At 31.8% G+C, this 20202-nt stretch carries 18 protein-coding genes and 1 tRNA gene; 12 read left to right on the forward strand and 7 right to left on the reverse strand.

Annotated elements, in window-relative coordinates:
- Positions 1-33: 33 nt before the first annotated feature.
- Genes LY08_RS06980 through odhB form a run of 3 tightly spaced genes read left to right on the forward strand, consistent with a single transcriptional unit; the run spans position 34 to position 4468 of the window.
- A complete protein-coding gene (locus LY08_RS06980) occupies positions 34-2790 on the forward strand; it encodes a 2-oxoglutarate dehydrogenase E1 component (RefSeq protein WP_111659732.1) in 2757 nt (918 codons plus the stop codon).
- A 17-nt stretch (positions 2791-2807) separates the two neighbouring features.
- Positions 2808-3188 carry a DUF3887 domain-containing protein gene (locus LY08_RS06985; protein ID WP_111659733.1) on the forward strand — a complete coding sequence of 127 codons (381 nt, stop codon included), beginning with the start codon at positions 2808-2810 and terminating at the stop codon, positions 3186-3188.
- A gap of 26 nt (positions 3189-3214) precedes the next feature.
- Positions 3215-4468 carry a 2-oxoglutarate dehydrogenase complex dihydrolipoyllysine-residue succinyltransferase gene (gene odhB / locus LY08_RS06990; RefSeq protein ID WP_111659734.1) on the forward strand — a complete coding sequence of 418 codons (1254 nt, stop codon included), beginning with the start codon at positions 3215-3217 and terminating at the stop codon, positions 4466-4468.
- Positions 4469-5323: 855 nt separating this feature from the next.
- On the opposite strand, the gene LY08_RS06995 is transcribed toward odhB, so the two are convergent.
- From LY08_RS06995 to LY08_RS07025, 7 genes are all read right to left on the reverse strand, one after another.
- Positions 5324-5965 (reverse strand): response regulator, encoded by a 642-nt coding sequence (locus LY08_RS06995; RefSeq protein ID WP_111659735.1) that lies wholly within the window; start codon positions 5963-5965, stop codon positions 5324-5326.
- Between the two features lie 60 nt (positions 5966-6025).
- Positions 6026-6478 carry a retropepsin-like aspartic protease gene (locus LY08_RS07000; protein ID WP_111659736.1) on the reverse strand — a complete coding sequence of 151 codons (453 nt, stop codon included), beginning with the start codon at positions 6476-6478 and terminating at the stop codon, positions 6026-6028.
- Positions 6462-9029: a CHAT domain-containing protein gene (locus LY08_RS07005; protein WP_111659737.1), complete on the reverse strand. Its 2568-nt coding sequence runs from the start codon at positions 9027-9029 to the stop codon at positions 6462-6464. The genes LY08_RS07000 and LY08_RS07005 overlap by 17 nt, the downstream gene beginning before the upstream one ends.
- A gap of 65 nt (positions 9030-9094) precedes the next feature.
- On the reverse strand, positions 9095-11047 hold the full coding sequence (locus LY08_RS07010; RefSeq protein ID WP_111659738.1) for a PKD domain-containing protein: 1953 nt from the start codon (positions 11045-11047) through the stop codon (positions 9095-9097).
- A gap of 407 nt (positions 11048-11454) precedes the next feature.
- A complete protein-coding gene (locus LY08_RS07015) occupies positions 11455-12435 on the reverse strand; it encodes a hypothetical protein (protein ID WP_111659905.1) in 981 nt (326 codons plus the stop codon).
- Positions 12436-12516: 81 nt separating this feature from the next.
- Entirely contained in the window at positions 12517-13491 is a 975-nt protein-coding gene (locus LY08_RS07020; protein WP_146603203.1) for a hypothetical protein, read from the reverse strand.
- 73 nt (positions 13492-13564) lie between these two features.
- Positions 13565-13996, reverse strand: coding sequence for a hypothetical protein (locus LY08_RS07025; RefSeq protein WP_111659740.1), 432 nt, complete (start codon positions 13994-13996; stop codon positions 13565-13567).
- A 142-nt stretch (positions 13997-14138) separates the two neighbouring features.
- On the opposite strand from LY08_RS07025, the gene LY08_RS07030 reads away from it, so the two are divergent.
- From LY08_RS07030 to LY08_RS07070, 9 genes are all read left to right on the forward strand, one after another.
- Positions 14139-14720, forward strand: coding sequence for an RNA polymerase sigma factor (locus LY08_RS07030; protein ID WP_111659741.1), 582 nt, complete (start codon positions 14139-14141; stop codon positions 14718-14720).
- A gap of 4 nt (positions 14721-14724) precedes the next feature.
- Entirely contained in the window at positions 14725-15480 is a 756-nt protein-coding gene (locus tag LY08_RS07035) for a tetratricopeptide repeat protein (RefSeq protein ID WP_111659742.1), read from the forward strand.
- Between the two features lie 69 nt (positions 15481-15549).
- Positions 15550-16317: a TatD family hydrolase gene (locus LY08_RS07040; protein WP_111659743.1), complete on the forward strand. Its 768-nt coding sequence runs from the start codon at positions 15550-15552 to the stop codon at positions 16315-16317.
- A 69-nt stretch (positions 16318-16386) separates the two neighbouring features.
- Positions 16387-17418 (forward strand): asparaginase, encoded by a 1032-nt coding sequence (locus LY08_RS07045; RefSeq protein WP_111659744.1) that lies wholly within the window; start codon positions 16387-16389, stop codon positions 17416-17418.
- Positions 17419-17490: 72 nt separating this feature from the next.
- Positions 17491-17578 (forward strand) — tRNA-Ser (locus LY08_RS07050).
- 222 nt (positions 17579-17800) lie between these two features.
- Complete coding sequence (locus LY08_RS07055) at positions 17801-18589, forward strand: MotA/TolQ/ExbB proton channel family protein (RefSeq protein WP_111659745.1); 789 nt, start codon at positions 17801-17803, stop codon at positions 18587-18589.
- A gap of 29 nt (positions 18590-18618) precedes the next feature.
- Positions 18619-19092 (forward strand): hypothetical protein, encoded by a 474-nt coding sequence (locus tag LY08_RS07060; protein ID WP_111659746.1) that lies wholly within the window; start codon positions 18619-18621, stop codon positions 19090-19092.
- A gap of 2 nt (positions 19093-19094) precedes the next feature.
- Complete coding sequence (locus LY08_RS07065) at positions 19095-19703, forward strand: ExbD/TolR family protein (protein WP_111659747.1); 609 nt, start codon at positions 19095-19097, stop codon at positions 19701-19703.
- Between the two features lie 10 nt (positions 19704-19713).
- Positions 19714-20184 (forward strand): ExbD/TolR family protein, encoded by a 471-nt coding sequence (locus tag LY08_RS07070; protein WP_111659748.1) that lies wholly within the window; start codon positions 19714-19716, stop codon positions 20182-20184.
- Positions 20185-20202: the final 18 nt, after the last annotated feature.

Raw genomic sequence — 20202 nt, forward strand, 5'->3', positions numbered from 1 at the left:
TTTTGTTGAAGCGAACACGACTTACATATTGTAATGGATAAATATTCCTTTTTAAACGCAGCACATACAGCATACTTTGCTGATTTATACGAACAATACTTAAAAAATCCTGACTCTGTAGAGCCTAGTTGGAGAGCCTTTTTTCAAGGTTACGACTTTGGTAGCGAAACCTATGGTATGGATGGCGAAATTGTAGAAGGTGTTTCTACTCAAATTCCAGAGCATGTTCAAAAAGAATTTCAAGTAGTAAAATTAATAGACGGTTACAGAAACAGAGGACATTTGTTTACCAAAACCAATCCTGTTAGAGAGCGTCGTAAGTACGAGCCTACTCTAGATATTGAGAATTTTGGATTATCTCAATCTGATTTAGATACCACTTTTAATGCTGGAGAAATCTTAGGTATAGGTGCTAATACTTTACGCGAAATACTAAAACACTTAAACAGCATTTATTGTGATGCTATTGGTGTGGAGTATATGTATATAAGAAAACCTGAAGAAATACAATGGATTCAAAATAAATTGAATATTAATGATAATCAACCTAACTTTTCAGCAGAACAGAAAAAACATATTCTAAAAAAACTTAACGAAGCTGTTTCTTTTGAAAGCTTTTTACATACTAAATATGTTGGGCAAAAACGCTTTTCGCTTGAAGGTGGAGAATCTTTAATTCCAGGTTTAGATGCAGTTATTGAAAAAGCTGCAGAACTGGGTGTGCAAGAGTTTGTTATGGGAATGGCACATAGAGGTCGTTTAAGCACTTTAACAAACATATTTGGTAAGTCAGCAAAAGACATTTTTAGCGAGTTTGATGGTAAAGATTATGAACAGGAAGTTTTTGATGGAGATGTTAAATATCACCTAGGATGGACTAGTAATCGTCAAACAGATACGGGTAAAAAAATTAATTTAAGTATCGCGCCAAACCCTTCGCATTTAGAAACTGTTGGAGCAGTAGTAGAAGGTATTGTAAGAGCAAAACAAGACACATCTTATAGTGATAATTTTAGTAAAGTATTGCCAATTGTAGTCCATGGTGATGCAGCAATAGCTGGTCAAGGATTGGTTTATGAGGTCATACAAATGGCACAATTAGACGGTTATAAAACAAATGGTACAATCCACGTTGTGGTAAATAATCAAGTTGGATTTACAACTAATTATCTAGATGCAAGATCAAGTACCTATTGTACAGATATTGGAAAAGTAACATTGTCCCCTGTATTACATGTTAATGCAGATGATGCCGAAGCTGTAGTGCATGCTATGTTGTTTGCTTTAGATTTTAGAATGAATTTTAAACGTGACGTATTTATAGATCTTTTAGGATACAGAAAATACGGTCATAATGAAGGTGACGAGCCAAGATTTACACAACCAAAATTATATAAAGCAATTGCTAAACATGCCAATCCAAGAGATATCTATGCTGAAAAATTAATAGCTCAAGGTATCATTGATAAAGGGTTTGTTAAACAATTAGAACAAGACTATAAAGCTAGTTTAGAAGAAAAACTGGAAGATTCTAGAAAAGAAGATAAAACAGTGATTACTGCTTTTATGGAAGAAGAGTGGAAAGATTTTTCACAAGTAGATGAAACCCAAATGATGCAACCAGTAGACACAACAACGTCTACTAAAAAGCTTGAAGAAATCACTAAAGTGATAGCTAATCTTCCAAAAGACAAAAAATTTATTCGTAAAATAGAACGTCTAATTAACGATCGTCAAACAATGTTTGACGAAAACCGATTAGACTGGGCTATGGCAGAGCATTTAGCATACGGAACCCTTTTAGACGAAGGTTACAACGTACGTATATCTGGTCAAGATGTAGAGCGTGGAACTTTCTCTCACAGACACGCAGTAGTAAAAGTAGAAGATAGTGAGGAAGAAATTGTATTACTAAACCAAATTAACGATAAGCAAGGTAAATTTTACATTTACAATTCTTTACTTTCAGAATACGGAGTTGTAGGTTTTGATTATGGTTACGCTATGGCTAGCCCAAATACTTTAACCATTTGGGAAGCTCAATTTGGAGATTTTAGTAATGGTGCACAAATCATGCTAGATCAATATATTTCAGCAGGAGAAGATAAGTGGAAAACCCAAAACGGATTAGTTATGTTACTACCTCATGGTTATGAAGGTCAAGGTGCAGAACACTCCTCAGCACGTATGGAACGTTATTTACAATTATGTGCAAAAGACAATATGTTTGTTACAGATTGTACAACTCCAGCTAATATGTTTCATTTGTTAAGACGTCAAATGAAATCTAAATACCGTAAACCACTAATTGTATTTACACCTAAAAGCTTATTGCGTCATCCAAAGTGTGTGAGTACTGTAGAAGAGTTTGCAAATGGAAGTTTCCAAACTTTAATAGATGATTCTGCTGTAAAAGCAGATAAAGTAAAAACTTTAGTATTTTTAACAGGAAAGTTTTATTACGATTTAGACGAAGAACGCGAAAATTTAAAGCGTGACGATGTTGCATTAGTTAGAATAGAACAATTATTCCCATTACCAATTAAAGAAATTAAAGCGGTATTAAACAAATATAAAAACGCAGAAGATATTGTTTGGGCACAAGAAGAACCACGTAATATGGGAGCTTATAGTCATATGTTAATGCATCTTGATGAGGCAAAAACATTTAGGTTAGCATCCAGACGACCATATGGTGCACCAGCAGCAGGTAGCTCAGTACGTTCTAAAAAGCGTCATAAAGAAGTAATAGATTACGTGTTTGATAAAACAAAAAATAATCAGCGATAAGCTAAAATTTTCATACTATGAAAAAACTACTAATAGTTATAACTATAACGTTTTTAAGTGTTTCTTTTGGATTTGCTCAAGAACAAGATTCGTATAAAACTGTAGCGTCTACTTTTCAAAAGTATTTTAATAATGGCGATGTAGAAGGTATTTATAATATGTTTGACGAAAATTTCAAACAAGTTTTAACTTTAGAAAAAACCAAAGCTTACTTTAATGATCATATTAATATGGACGCTTTAGGCAAAATTAAATCTATTGTATATAAAGACACTGTAAGAACAGCCCATAATTATACAGTAACTTTTGAAAACGGAGTGTACAACGCCTTTTTTATGTTAGGAGACGGTAATAAACTGCAAAGTTTTCAAATGGATCAAATAACAAACAAACAATAACACACACAAAATAAAATTACATTACGATGATTTTAGAAATGAAAGTGCCTTCTCCAGGCGAATCTATCACAGAAGTTGAAATAGCAGAATGGTTAGTTCAAGATGGTGATTATGTAGAAAAAGACCAAGCTATTGCAGAGGTAGATAGTGATAAAGCAACTTTAGAATTACCAGCAGAAGCTAGCGGTATAATTACGCTTAAAGCGGAAGAAGGTGATGCAGTAGCAGTTGGACAAGTGGTTTGTTTAATTGATACAAGTGCAGAAGCACCAGCAAGTAGTACCTATGAAGGTGGTGATGAAGGTGGAAATACTGATGCTGAACAAGATTTAGCCAAAGATCAAAAAGCAACTCCAAATAAGGAGAATCATGAGAAAGCTCCAAATCCTGCACAAAAAACATATGCTTCAGGTGTTGCAAGTCCAGCAGCTAAAAAAATATTAGCTGAAAAAAATATGGAATCTTCATCGGTTTCTGGAACAGGAAAAGATGGTCGTATCACAAAAGAAGATGCTGTAAATGCTGTGCCTTCTATGGGTACTCCAACTGGAGGGAATAGAGGGACTTCACGTAGTAAAATGTCTATGTTACGTCGTAAAGTAGCAGAGCGTTTAGTAGAAGCCAAAAATACAACTGCAATGTTAACGACGTTTAATGAAGTTGACATGTCACCAATTTTTGCATTAAGAAAAGAATACAAAGAAGCTTTTAAAGCAAAGCATGGTGTTAGTTTAGGATTTATGTCGTTTTTTACTTTAGCAGTAGTTAGAGCATTAAAACTATATCCAGCAGTAAACTCTATGATTGATGGTAAAGAAATGCTATCATATGATTTTGTTGATATTAGCATAGCAGTATCAGGACCAAAAGGTTTAATGGTCCCAGTAATTAGAAATGCTGAAAACTTAAGCTTTAGAGGAGTAGAATCTGAAGTTAAACGATTAGCTATACGTGCTAGAGATGGACAAATAACTGTAGATGAAATGACAGGTGGAACTTTTACAATTTCTAATGGTGGTGTGTTTGGTAGTATGTTATCTACTCCAATAATAAATCCACCTCAAAGTGGTATTTTAGGAATGCACAACATTGTAGAGCGTCCAGTTGCTATTGATGGTAAAGTAGAAATTAGACCTATCATGTACGTTGCTTTATCTTATGATCACAGAATAATTGATGGTAAAGAAAGTGTAGGGTTTTTAGTAGCAGTAAAAGAAGCGCTAGAAAACCCAACAGAATTATTAATGAATAATGATGTTAAAAAAGCTTTAGAACTTTAAAAACATACTATTAAATTTATCTATAAAGAGTGGCTAACGTCACTCTTTTTTTTTAAATTATTTATCAAAATAAATAAAGAGATTAAACGATATTATTATTAATATTATAATAATTAAACAAACAAAAATAATACGGTTTTGCTCTCTTGTTCTTTTTTCTAAATCCACACTTAAAAACTTTTTGAATAAAACTCTGCACTATAACAATAACAGTGCAGAATTTCCTTAAATAATTCTCCCTAAGAACTAATTAATAGTACTAGCAAGTTATAATATAATTATGACCTATCAAATACGTAGAACTACGTATTTTTTTTGTTTTTAAAACAAAAAAAAGCTCCAAACAAATTAATGTTTCAGAGCTTTCACAATTCTCCCTAAATTGATTAATAACAACTGCAAGTTAGGTTATATATTTGACCTGTGAAATACGTAGAACTACGTATTTTTATCTGGATTTAAAACAAAAAAAAGCTCCAAAACAAACTAGTGTTTCAGAGCTTTTCCAATTTTCCCATAAATTGATTAATAGCATATGCAAGATAAAACATTTAATTGACCTATGAAATACGTAGAACTACGTATTTTTATTTGATTAATAAAATAAAAAAAGCTCTAAAACAGGTGTCCCATTTTAAAGCTTTTAGTGGTTGTAAGGTTGGTTAAAAGTATATGCAAGTTTAAAAAAAATTTTTTTTTAAAAACCCTTATAAAACTGTTTTAAAATAATCATAAAAAAAAGAAAAGCTCTATTTGTAATACAGATAGAGCTTTTTTCCTGATTTTCCCCTCAGAATGATTAATTAATAGCATTGTAAATATAGCTAAATATTTAGACCTATACAATACGTAGAACTACGTATTTTTTAAAACCTCTTGATTCATACTAGCCCAAAGCTTTAATTCGTTATGTGATTTTTTTAAATCTAATTTTTTCACAATATTACTTCTATGCTTTTCAATGGTTCTTGGAGAGCTCTGTAATTGTTCAGCAATTTCTGTTGAGGTAAGTTTTTCTGACAATAACTTAACTATTTTAAGCTCTGTAGGAGTTAACATCTCGATTAAGTTATTACTTGTGTAAGTTACTTTAGCATTAAGGTAAGAGGCAATCTCCTCACTAAAATAGGGTTCGCCTTCCAGGACATGAGCAATACATGTTTCTATTTCTTCAACAGCAAATTCTTTTAAAATGTATCCATAGACATTATAGGCTCTGGCTTTATCAAATAAATGCTCCTCGTTATCAAATGTAATTAAGATAATTTTAGTGTCTAATGCATTTTTAAAACAGGCTTTAGCAACATCTAATCCTGTCATTTTAGGCATTCTAATATCTAATAAAGCTATTTCTGGTTTTAATTTTACAATTAAATTGTATGCGGTTTGACCGTCTTCTGCACTTCCGATAATATTAAAGCCCTTTGAGGTAATAAAGTCAGATAGTCCTCTTAGCATTAAAGGATGATCATCTGCAATGACGATAGATACACTCATAAACGATAGGTCTTTTTATAGGTTAATTAGTAGCTAATAAAATTATAAAAAAATATAACCTTAGACTAATTTTTTCAAGTACAAATATTTTTTTTCGTAATCAATAATACCCTTTACCTTTTTTAGTATGTCTGCACCTATAATTCCATCTACTGGTTGTGCATTATGATTTATTAGCGCAGAATTAACATGACTTAAATCAAATAATACTAAAGCAGCTTTATCAATTTTAAGGCGTCCAATTTTAATAGTATTGTTTTTAGAGACTTGAGTAAGCATATCTATAGCACCAGCACCTGCTGCTAATATATTTGAGTCTTTTACCTTTTGAAGATTAAATTTTTGAGTAGCTTCAAAACCGACACAACTGTTAGAAGCACCTGTATCTAGAATAAACAACCCTTTAATGTTGTTGATTGAAGCTTTTATCTCAAAATGATTGGTTTTAGTTAGTTTTAGTTTAACCCGTATATACCCTTTTTTAAATAAAAATTCTTTAAGTGTTTGTTCCATTATTGCGTCTACGTATTACAATCCATAAAAGTAAGGCAATCCCTAAACCAACAAAAGCAAAAACAAGATATTTTGAAGTACCTAATGTTGTTTGTGGTGTTAAATCACCATAATATACAAAAGCGCTCCAGTAATAGGGTGACTTTTTAATATTGGAAATAGAAGAATTATTTAAATATTCAACCTTTGAAAGGTGATTGGCTACAAATGCAGACTGTTGTTTACTATAGTTTTTGTAAAACGAAGCCATTAATTGCGATGTCGATAAATCGTTAATTTTCCACAATGAAAACAATAAGTTTTCTACTCCAGCATATTGAAATCCTCTAGCTAAATTCATACTGCCTTCTCCTTTTTGAAGCTTACCAATACCAGTTTCGCAAGCACTTAAAACCACTAAGTTATTTTGAAGATTTAAGCTGTATAATTCATTTAAAAATAGCTTTTGGTCTATAAAATCAATATTTGCAGGAATTGTAAACGTGCCACTACTAGCATGAGTAGATAAGTGTAAAATACCAAACTGATTTGCTTGTGATAATACATCTTGTTTAGTCGCTGCATCATACATTAAAAACTTAGCGTTGACCTCTTTTTCTATGCTTTCAGCTTCGTTAATAGAGTAGGTTAATTTGGCATCTGTTTTGTCAAAAACAGGAAACACACCTAGTACTTCGTTGCTATACTTAAAAGGTTTGGTAGTCAGATAAAACGACGCACTTACATTATAAGCCAACTGTTGTTGGGTAGCAACAAATGGCATTTTAGAATAATTTGTAGTAGTGGTTTCTTGAGATAGAAAGCTTTCAAAAGGTATAAAGTTTAAAAAGCTATCAGGTATCACTACTACATTTTTGTAAGTAGATGTGTTTTCAAATCTTAATAGCTTGTATAGTTTGTAAGCATCACTTGTAAATTGCTGAATGTTATTATTAATTAAAGACGAGTTATTGAAATAATCAATATACTGTTCTACGGAAGTATTAAAATGGTCATCACGCTCAATCTTAAATAAATCTATGGTAGTTGGCGATATTAAAAACTGAAAAACAGCAGTTTCTCCATAAAAATATTCAACTAAAACAGCATTGTCTTTTAAAAGTTTGTCTTGAATTGTTTTAATAGACAATTCTTTATTAATTGAGTTTGGATATTTATTATCAATCTCTTTTTTTAATTGTTTTAAAGCAATACTCGTTTCCGTTAGGTCTTGGCTTAGTTTGTTTATTTGTACAGAATTGTTTTGATATTGTGCTTTAATAATAGCGTTGGTAAGTTGTTCTTGTTGTTGTAATAAAGTTTGTTCTTTAAGCAACAAACTATCATTTGGGAATTGTTGTAACAATGATTTTTTATCTATGGACTCCTTTAAAATAGAGGCTTTATTTTTTTCCGCGTAAGCGAAAGCTTGGTGTAAATAGTTAGCATGTTCTTCTTTTTTATAAGCATTAAACAGTAAGTTTATGCAGGCTTCGCTACGTCTTCTATTGGCATTTAAATGAATGAGTTTTGCTTCTTGAGAGGTGATGTTGTCTTGCAATAATTCTGAAACATAAAAACTACGATCATAACAGGCTAAAGCATTAATAAAGTTAGATTGAAGCTGAGCCAATAGATCAAAAATATCTATAAACGTGTTGTCTGCATACAAATCTTCATGTTTAGGAATGTCTTGCCCATTATAAGTTGGAAGTAGAGTATTTAAAGCTATTTTTAATTTTTTTGAAGCTGAATTAAAGTCGTTTAATTTAAAGTGAAGTTGTGCTTCTTCAACTTGTAATTTAGCAAGTTCTCTTGCAGAGATTGATGTTTTATCAATCTGTAAATATTTTAGATGAAATAAACTTAAAGCCTTTTGGTAGTCTTTATTTTTAAGAGCTAATTGGTATTTGACTTGATTGTCTTGTTTGGTGCTTAAAACAATAGCGTCTTTACTAGTCGTTATTTTTAAACTGGCTATTTGACTATTAGCTTTAATGCGTTGTAGTTTTTCTATCTGACTTTTACTTATACCTTTTATTTGCAATCCATTGTTTGCAATTTCAATAGCAGATTGATGTTTGCCAATAGTAAAATATAATTGCGCTAAATTGATTGCTCCACTAATTCTGTGTTGATTGTTTTTTTCTTTTTCTGATAAAAAAATATATTGTTTAATAATGTTTTCTGCATTGGTATAGTCACCTATTCTATTGTAAAGTGTACTTAGGTTTTTTAAACAAAGCTCGGTAATGTCGTATTTAAAGACACCTTTAATTTGTGATTTGTAAACTGTCCAAGCGTTTTCGTATGCAGTAATAGCTTGAGTTTGTTGGTTAGTATTAAATAAATAATAGCCTTTATTAACTAATAAATTGAGGTAAGCAAAATATTGATCTTTAGTTTTTATTTGAGATTTAAAACCTGCTTCTTTTTCAATTAGAGTTTGAAAAGTTGAAGCATTTGGATTTGCATTAAAAGTCTCAGTAGCCACATAAATAGCTTCTTCTAAATCCTGTGCGACTACTTTTGTAAAGACAAAAAAGAATATGATAATGAGGCTGTTTTTCATTTTAAAAAATAAAAAGATTTAAAAGCAATACACACACGATTAAGCTGTCAAATGACGCTTAGTGTCTAAAATTTCCATATAGCATACAATTGCATGTAGTTGTAGTTTTCTTTAAAGTTAAAGACATAGCGTGCACCAATACTTGGTCCAATTCTGGCAAATCCTACAGTCGCTTCAATTAAAAATCCGGTTCTAAAATTGGTGAACGAATTTTTAGTTTCGTTAGAGGATTGATCGCTGCTTATTAAGCCTCCAGGTTGCGTATTTATATTTTCATAACGTTCAACCAATACTTCTTCATTTCTTTTTTCATTAAGAGTTATGGTACCTTGTAATCCAGCACCTAATCCAATATAGTTGTTAACATTGTATCTTGCTAATACAGGGATTTCCCAATCAATATTCTCAAAAGATGTGGTTGTAGTTGTACGCTGAAAAAGCTCGTTAACTCCTGGTTCTCCTGTTAATTCTTCTCTTACCGTCGTGTTGCCATCATATTGATGAAAACTATTTAATAACTCCACTTGCCAATACCATCTATAAGATTTGTAAGGCGAAACAGTTGCACCAATAAAGTAGCTTTTAGAATTGTCTAAATCTGAAAACGAGTTATAACCTGCTTTAGCACCAATTGAAATACCTGGTAAAAAACGTGTTGTTGAGTAATTAGTAATTATGGGATCGTTTTTATCAAAAATAATTGCGGTACGCGATTTGGTTTTTTGCTTATGAAAATCTTTACCAAACTTGATTCTGTATTGCACAAAACCTTTAGTAGAATCGTACACCTTTACATTTTTTTGCTCGCTTCCAGGCAAGTAAATGTTTTTGAAGGTGAAAATAGCTTGTTTTTCTGTGTAGGTAGTGTCTAGACAACTATATTCTACGTCATATTTAGGGCAGATTTTAACTTTGGGATACATGTCCAAGACTTCTATCGACGATTTGTCAAACATATCCGGAATATCTGTTTCTAAACGAATGGTTCTTGCTGGACCTTCGCCATTATTTTGAAATCTAATTTTAAATTTTGGTCGTTTATAGCGGACTAATCTATAATTTAAAAAAGTTGCGTTAGATGACATTTTGTTTGGGTCATGAGAGGTGACAATTTCCATTTCCATGTCTTTAACATGGTGGTTGTCATAGTTATCATCTGGAATATACACACCTCTAACACTAATAATAGCACTAGTATCCTTAAGCATTTCTGGTGTGGTTTTTAACGTGTAAAATACGTTGCGCTCTTCATTAGGCTGCATGTTACTAAAGCGTAACTGACTAGAGTTTTTATAAGCTGCTTTAGCTTCTTCAAGGGTTAATGGTAAGTTTTGTTTTTCGGTAGAATCTTGGGGTTTAGCATACAATGATATGCTATTGTTTTCTGCGGAAGCGTAATAAGTATCTCTATTAAGTTTCTTGGTGTAAACTAAGTTGTCATTATTTATAATAGTTTCACCATGATGTGTTCTGGTATCTGTGATTTCAAAATTAGCATCCTTGTATACGGTCTCATTATAAAATAACATGAGTTTTCCGTTAGTGACATAATCTTTTGTGTTTTTATATTTAAAAATAACTACAATTTCTTCTTCTGGAATGGGTTCTCTGTTTCGTTGTATATCAATTGCGTTATCCATTGAAGCTTCTTCTTGATAGTCTTCGTCTACATCATCTACTCTTATTTTTTTAGGACGAGAGGTTGGTGGTTTACCTGTGTCATAGTTATTGGTTGCCCATAAACGCACTTCATATTCGCCAGCTTTTTTATATGTTTTTGTTGGGTTGTTTTCTTTACTATAGGTACCATCTCCAAATTCCCAATAGTTAGTGTAAAATGCTTTTGGTGCACCAGCAATCTGGTTTAGTTCTGGTGCATTAGGTGAGAATTGTACTTGGTTACCTACTGTTTTATACTCTATTGTAGCTACACGTCTAGTGGTATCTATTGTAGTGGCCTGTTGTGCAAAACACAAAAAAGTACTTATGCTGAAAAGAAAAGTGATTAAAGTTTTCATTATAGTTAGTGATTTAATAGCGTAATAAATTTAGTGATAATATTTGTAAGTCTTACTTGAGGATAGATAATAGGTTGATTTGAATAGATTATTAATTAGTATTAAAGCATATCAAAAAAATAAACCAGAAACAAAAGCTTCTGGTTTTTTATAAGTTGAGAGTTTAATTATGCAATTGAAGCAATAAGAGTTACCAAAATGGTTAGTCTAATAATGCAAAATAACACTTGTTCTTGTATGGCTTGGGCTGTTTTAAATTTACTAATCGTTTTCATAATACTTCGTTTTAATGTTATTACACCCTTATATCAATACTATTTAGTTTTTGTTACCCCTTATTATAAAAAAAAGTCAGAAAAATTAATTTCTGACTTTCAATTTACCACCAATGTAAAGTAGGAGTTTAATTATGGTAGTGCATTTATTATGGCTACAAATTGAGCTTCTGTTACGACGTTAGTTTCATTTAGGTCAAAAGTTATAATATCATTAGCTACTATTGTAACAGCTTTAACAGCATATCTCCACATTCCGTTGTCCTCTGTTGCGAAAATCACATGACATTCTAAACCGATTGGGATCTGACCATAATGCTCGCTAAATAAATTTAACGTTCCATCATAGGTGTCTAAAGAGGCTAATCCAGAATCTTCACCATCATATGATAAATAGATTGCACTGTTAGTAAAGTTATAACCTACTGGAGCTTGAGCTTGGATTAAGGTTTTTGGTCTTGGGTCGTTATAAAAACGATCAATATTAGACCATCCAAATTGTCCTAAAAAAGCGTAGTACTCTCCACCTTCTACAAATACACCACCTTGTCCTGTTGCATCTTCAACTTCATCCCAAGTTAAGTTATCGTCGTTGTCTATAGTGCCTTCCCATAAAGTCATTGCTGGATCTGCTCCTCCTGTTAAACTGTTAGGTACAACTAATTGTATGTTACAATTGGTATCTAATGCTACTCCATTTTGCGTAGCTTCAATAAAAAACTCACCACCAGAAATCAATAAGGCTTTATCTCCATTTGGTAATTCTCCCATGGTTGGTTTGTTAGTGGTTAGCATGTTTCCTTTTTCAAAAAGTTCGATATATTCTAAATCTACGTTTCCTGTTACAGGACTTCCGTTTAAGGTTAAACAGCTACCATTAATGTTAATTTGTACACCATTAGCTGAGGTAAACGTTACCGATCCATCTTCTGCATTAAAGTTGAAGTTCTGAGTGTTGTTTTCCAAAGCTTGTTCTCTAATGTTTTTAAATTCTTGAGATGTTGGTGGGATAAACTGTGTGTTGTTGTCATCAAAATCTTCATTATTATCACAACTTGTGAATAATAGAGTGGTCATTAATAGGGTTCCGAAAATTGTTTTTAAAGTTTTCATTTTAATTTGTTTTAAATTGTTATTCATCTTTATATAAACAGGGTAAGTAATTTGTTACCCTGTTTTTAGTTTTTTTATTTTTTAGTCTAATATGGCTAAAGCATCTAATATCTCTTGAGTGGATTTAGCTTCAAAGTTTAAGGTTAATTCTTCTTCGTCAGAGATAGTTACATTTTCTACAGCTAAGTATTGTTGATTATTTTCTAATGTAATTGCTATATAAGTAACCGCTAATCCTTCTGGTAACATATCTACATAACTTTGTATTCCGTTAGTGTAAGGCGTAGTAAATTTTACTACTGCAGGTAAGTTGTTTTCTTCAAACACCATAAAAATTACTGTTTCAGTTTCGTTTGGGCTATTAGTTAAATTAATATAGTTAGTGGTTTTGTTTCCAGGATAGCTGTAAAATTTATCACAGTTAGACCAGCCTGTATCAAATACCTGATAAATGTAAGATGCTGGAGAAGATACATATTGCATAGCATTAGTACCTAAGCTAACATCTGTAGTTGCATTCCAAACAATACCTTCTTCATCAGAAGTTGTACCAGCAAATGGTAGCATCTCGCTATCAAATCCACCAGCAGATGGAACAGATATTTGATAATTAGCACCAGAAGCTATCTGTACGTCGTTACCATTTTGCGAAATTCTAACTTCTGTTTCGCCTTCTGATAATAAAAAGGTGTTCTGGCTAGAAAAGTTAATGGCGTTTGTAGGTTTGTTTGATAAAATCATTTGACTAGGCTTAAAAATTTCTTTAATAGATACATCCACTATACCAGTAACAGGGTTGTTACTTCCATCCACAAAAGCATTTGGTGGAAAAGTAACTACTGTTCCGTCTTCTCCTGTGACACTGCCACCAGTTGAGGCATCAATAGTAAATGTTTGGTCTTGTACACCATGAGTTTCAAAAAAGCCTTGAATAGTCGTGTAGCTTAAAGTTTCTTGATAGTTGTTATTGTCGTCAAAATCTTCATTATTATCACAACTTGTGAATAATAGAGTGGTCATTAATAGGGTTCCGAAAATTGTTTTTAAAGTCTTCATATTTTGTGTTTTTAAATTGTTATTCATGTTTATATAAACAGTGTAGGTGTTTTGTTACCCTGTTTTTGGTAAATTATTTACTAGCTATAATTTTGTAAGACATAATATCACCTTTAGCAACTAGATGTATCATTTGTTTTGCAGAAAACTCTGAAGAAGAAAATCCTTTTGCATATCCTTTTTCACTTTTAACTTCCCAGAAGTATAGGCGTGACTCTTTTTTAAACATCTCGCTTTTTAAGACAAAGTAGTTTGTGATTTTTCGTTCTAAAACCACCTCGTTTTGTCCAACAAGATTGGATCTTTTTTTAGCTTCAAATAATGTTGCTGCAGTTCCGGAAAATTCTCCGCTAGTTGTTACAACTGTCCAGTCGTAAACTTCTACTAGTTCTTTTTTAGTAATGTCAACAGGTGTTACACTGTTACCATCTGTTTTTAAATTGGTAGCATTTGCGTTTAATAATCCAAATACTACTGTTGCGATAATTAAAATTGTACGTTTCATAATTTCTAAAGTTTAAATTGATTTATAATTTGTTTAAATGTGTTGTCATTTTTTGACCGTTACACCCTTATATCAAAACCATTTAAACTTTGTTACCCGTATTTACCGAAGTTTTTTTAAATTCGTTGTAAACAAAGGGTTTATGAGTGAAAAAAAAATACACGAAGACCAGAAGTATGTAGATGGATTGGTAAATAACAACTCCTTTATTATTCAGGCTATATATGATAAGTTTGCTCCAAAAGTGATAAACTACATTAGGCAAAATAGTGGTGATGCAGAACGTGCTCAGGATATTATTCAAGAAACCATTATTACCATTTATAATCAAGGTTGTCAAAAAAAACTGCAATTAACCTGTCCTTTTGATGCCTACTTTTTTTTATTGTGTAAACGTAAGTGGTTAAACTATTTGAAAAAAAGTGGCAATAAAGAGGTAACAATTAATGAAGAAGTTTTATCTAAAGATGACGACGCACAAGAACTGTCTTTTGAATCTTCTATTTTTGAAGGAAAACAAGCCCTTTTTAACCAGATGTTTCAAAAACTAGGAGATGCCTGCAAAGACTTGCTAAAAGCTACTTTTAAAATTAAATCTATGGAAGAAGTAGCAGCTAGCTTAAATGTAAGTTATGCTTACGCACGAAAGAAAAAATCGCTTTGCATTGGTCAATTAACCAAGTTAGTTCAGGAGTCGCCAACATTTAATCAACTTAATTATTAATGTTATGCAAGAACAAGATTACATCCTTTTTGAAAATTATCTATCTGGCGATTTATCTTCTGAAGAAATAACTGATTTTGAAAACAGAATCAATACAGATGAAGACTTCAAACAAGCCTTCACTATTTATAAAGAGCTATCAGCACATTTAGAGCAAGAAATAGGTAATGAGGATAACACCACAGATTTTAGAGCTAATTTAGATAGTATTTCTCATAGGTATTTCACCAAATTAGATATCGAAGAAAACCCTGTTGAAGTTAAAAAGACCTTTAGTGTTTACAAATTAGCAGTCGCAGCAAGTATTGCTTTAATAATGGGCTTCTTTGTGTTTAATCAGTTTTCTGGAGGAGCAGATTATTATGACTTTAATAACCATGGAACAATAGATTTTACAGAGAGAAGTAGCGAAGACAATGTTGGTCTATTAATCAAAACAACAAAAGCCTTTAATAACAAGGAATATAAAGAAGCAAAAAGTTATTTAGAAGATTTATTAAAAGTCAACCCAGAAAACGTTGAGTATAATTTTTACTATGCCATTACTAATATTGAGCTAGATAATTTTGATCAAGCAGATTCTATTTTAGGAACCATTGTAAATGGTAATTCAGCATATAAAAATAAAGCCACATGGTATTTGGCTTTAAGTAAATTAAAACAAGACAAGGAAGAAGACTGTATAAAGCTACTAAAACAAATCCCTGAAGATGCAGACGATTACAGTCAAGCACTTAAATTATTGAAGAAGTTAAAGTAACACATCTACAATCTTAAAATACTAGTTAAAAAGTCATCAAAACCATGATGACTTTTTTATTTTTGCCACATGATAATAACAGATACACATACCCATTTATATAGCGAAGCTTTTGACGAAGATAGAGACCAAATGATACAACGAGCAATAGATGCTGGTGTCTCTAGGTTTTTTGTGCCAGCAATAGATAGTGGATACACACAAGGTATGTTAGATCTTCAATCTAAATATCCAGAACACGTATTTTTAATGATGGGTTTGCATCCCACACATGTAAAAGATAATTACGAAGAAGAATTGTCACATGTACAGCAGATGCTTAATCAACATAAATGTTATGCAGTTGGCGAAATTGGTATAGACTTGTATTGGGATAAAAGCACTTTAGGGATTCAACAAGAGGCTTTTAAAGCTCAAATCAAACTAGCAAAACAACACAAGTTACCCATAGTCATCCATTGTCGTGAGGCTTTTGATGAGATTTTTGAAATTTTAGACCAAGAACAATCTGATGATTTGTTTGGTATTTTTCACTGTTTTACAGGAACAATAGATCAAGCGCATCAAGCTATATCTTATAATATGAAGTTGGGCATTGGAGGAGTGGTTACGTTTAAAAACGGAAAGATTGATCAGTTTTTAAATCAAATAGATTTAAAACATATTGTTTTAGAAACAGACTCGCCTTATTTGGCACCAAAACCTTACAGAGGAAAGCGTAACGAAAGTAGTTACATTACTAAGGTTTTAGAAAAGTTATCCGAAATTTACGTAGTGCCTCAAGAAAAAATTGCCGAAATTACAACCGAAAACTCAAAAAAAGTATTTAAAATTTAACTGATAATGTCATGCTGAGCGCAGTCAAAGCATAATTCGTAATTCAAAATTCGTAATTCGTAATTCAAAATGACTAAAACTATTCCAAACATACTCCTTATATATACTGGTGGAACCATTGGTATGATAAAAGATTCAGAAACAGGAGCGTTACGTGCATTTGATTTTGAGAATTTATTGGTTAGAATCCCAGAATTAAAACTATTAGACTGTTCAATTAAAACCTATTCGTTTAAAGAGCCAATAGATTCTAGTAACATGGAACCAGAATATTGGGTGCAGATCGCAGAAGTTATAGAATCGCATTACGATACGTTTGATGGATTTGTTGTGCTTCATGGAAGTGATACTATGAGTTATACCGCTTCAGCGTTAAGTTTTATGTTAGAGCATTTAGCAAAGCCAGTCATATTTACTGGGTCGCAATTACCTATTGGAGACTTACGTACAGATGCTAAAGAAAACTTGATTACTTCAATCCAAATAGCATCGCTTCAACATTATAATAAACCTGTTATTAAAGAAGTGGGTTTATATTTTGAATATAAACTATACAGAGCCAATCGTACAACAAAAATAAATGCCGAACATTTTGAAGCATTTGACAGCTTAAATTATCCAGACTTAGCAGAAAGTGGTGTACACTTAAAAGTAAATCATGAGTATTTATTAAAACCTAACCCAAGAAAAAACCTGATAGTCCATAAACATCTTGATGCTAATATTGCATTAATTAAGTTGTTTCCAGGTATATCAAAACAGGTATTAGAAAGTGTATTTAATACCAAAGGATTAAAAGGGGTTATTTTAGAAACTTATGGAGCTGGAAATTGTTCGACTAAAGATTGGTTTTTAGACTTGCTAAAAACAACCATAAATAAAGGTATACATATTGTAAATGTTACACAATGTTCTGGTGGAAGTGTATTAATGGGACAATATGAAACTAGCGAAAAACTAAAACGTATTGGTTTAATATCCGGAAAAGACATAACAACAGAAGCTGCTTTGTGCAAAATGATGTATTTGTTGGGACAAAATATTTCACCTAACTTGTTCAAAACCATATATGAAACTGCTTTGCGAGGAGAAATGAGTTAAAATTAACCTCTAAAATTTTATCATTAGCTTATTTTTTTGTTATTTGCTCTGCTGTAATTAAACATGAATTACAGAGAGGTGGCCGAGTGGCTTAAGGCGCACGCTTGGAAAGCGTGTATGCGTTAATAGCGTATCGAGGGTTCGAATCCCTTCCTCTCTGCAAGAGATTTTAAATTTTATTAAGGTATATTGGAATAGTTTTTGTGATAAAAAAATAGCCTCAAACACTATTTCATCTTAATTAAAATCTTTTGTTAATTAAATAAGAGTTAATAAGAAGAACTATTTAGTTTTACTAAACCTCTTTAGTAGTTATTTTTATATTTAATTACAATTTTTTTATATCTTTAACACTTTAACTAATAAAATTAAGATCAACAAAATGAAAAGATTATTTTCTATCCTAGCCATCGCGTGTATCATGGTATTCGGAACTGCAAACGCAACGACTAACGTAGCAATGACTACTGCAACTACTGTAGTGCTTACACAACAAGATGATGAAACAGCTGATGCAACTACAACTGCAGATGGCGAAAATTTAACGTTCCACCAAGAGCTTAAAAAGCGTTTTATTGAAGGTGGTCCAGGATTTATGGGAATTGTATTATTATGTTTAATTCTTGGATTAGCTATTGCTATTGAAAGAATTATCTTCTTAAACTTATCAACTACAAATTCTAAAAAATTAACTCAAGATGTTGAAGATGCACTTCAGTCTGGTGGTATAGAAGCTGCTAAAGAAGTTTGTCGTAACACAAAAGGACCTGTTGCTTCTATCTTTTATCAAGGATTAGACAGAGCAGATGGAGACTTAGAATCTGCTGAAAAAGCTGTAGTAGCTTATGGAGGCGTACAAATGGGACAATTAGAGAAAAACGTATCTTGGATTTCTTTATTTATTGCATTAGCACCAATGTTAGGGTTCATGGGAACGGTAATTGGTATGATTCAAGCATTCGATAAAATTGAAGCAGCTGGAGATATGCAACCATCATTAGTAGCAGGAGGTATTAAAGTTGCCTTATTAACTACTGTATTTGGACTTATTGTTGCTATTATATTACAAATCTTTTACAACTACATTATTGCAAAAATAGATAGTATCGTTAATGATATGGAAGATTCTTCTATCAACTTAATGGATATGTTATCTAAGTACAAAAAATAATTATTAACCACTTTAAATCATAACATATTATGAATTTACAAAAAATACTAACTTATGTAGTTATCCTAATTGGGATTATTGCAATTGCATTGTGGTTTTTAATGAATGGCAATATTAGCGACTTATTAACTGAAAACGGAGTAACAGATGTAAAGGATTTACCTCTAAATGAAACGATGCCTTTAGTGTCTCCATTATATTACTTAGTAATAGTAGTAGCTGTTATTGCATTAGTTTTAACTTTAATTTCTGTTATTAACTCTTTAATGAAATCTTCTAAAGGTTTAAAAAACATATTAATAGGTGTTGGAGCATTTCTTGCTGTAATAGTTATTGCTTATGCCTTATCTGGAGGAGATGCTAAAGAATATTTCTATAACGGAATTGCTGCAACAGACAAAGAATCTCATTTAGTTGGAGCTGGACTATACGCATTTTACGCGCTAATAGTTATTGCTGCAGGTACCATGTTATTCACAGGAATTAAAAAATTAATTAAATAATTATGGCAAAAAGATCAGCACCAGAAGTTAATGCAGGCTCTATGGCTGACATTGCCTTCTTATTATTAATATTCTTCTTAGTTACAACAACTATTGAAGTAGATTCTGGTATTAGTTCAAAACTACCACCAGATGAGATAATTGATCCTCCTATTATTAAACAGAAAAACATTTTTACTGTTGAGTTAAATAAGGACAATCAAATGTTGGTTGAAGAGGAATTGATGAAAGTTAAAGACTTGAAAGCAGCAGCTATTAAGTTTATTGACAATGGTGGAGGAGAAGGAACTGATGGTACTAAATGTAACTATTGTAATGGGGCAAAAGACCCATCATCATCAGATCACCCTACAAAAGCCATTATTTCTATCACACACTCTAGAGCAACAGATTATGAGACTTTTATTGTTGTTTACGATCAATTAGTTAGCGCTTATGCAGAACTAAGAGAACGTTTAGCACAAAAGATGTACAACAGATCTTTTAAAGAAATGGAAGCTTCAGTAGAGGATTCAAATTCAGCAGAATTTAACAGTGATAAATTAAAAGAGAAAATCAAGAAGATAAAAGATATGTATCCTCGTATTATCTCTAAAGCAGAACCTAAATAATTATTAAACTATGTCAAAATTTAAAAAAGGAGGCAAAAAAGAATTGCCAGCAATTTCTACAGCATCTTTACCAGATATTGTATTCATGCTATTATTCTTTTTTATGGTAGCAACCGTAATGAGAGACAACAGTTTGAAAATTAAAAACAATTTACCATCTGCTGCAGAAACTGAAAAACTAGGTAAAAAAAATCTTGTAATGTTTATTTACGCAGGAAAGCCTAGTGATAGCTATAAAGATATGGGTAATGAAGCAAAAATCCAGTTAAACGATAAGTTTGCAGATTTAAAAGATATTGCTCCATTTGTAGCTGCAGAACGTGCTTCTAAACGTGAGGAAGAAATACCTCAGTTAATTGCTGCACTTAAAGTAGATAAAGAGACCAATATGGGATTAGTATCTGATATAGAGCAAGCCTTACGTAAAGTAGGACAATTAAAAATTAATTACACCACCAAAAAAGGTAGTGGACTTAAATAAGTATTACTCTTAATTTTA

Origin of the sequence: Olleya aquimaris, from assembly GCF_003259525.1 — a bacterium.
GTDB lineage: Bacteria > Bacteroidota > Bacteroidia > Flavobacteriales > Flavobacteriaceae > Olleya > Olleya aquimaris.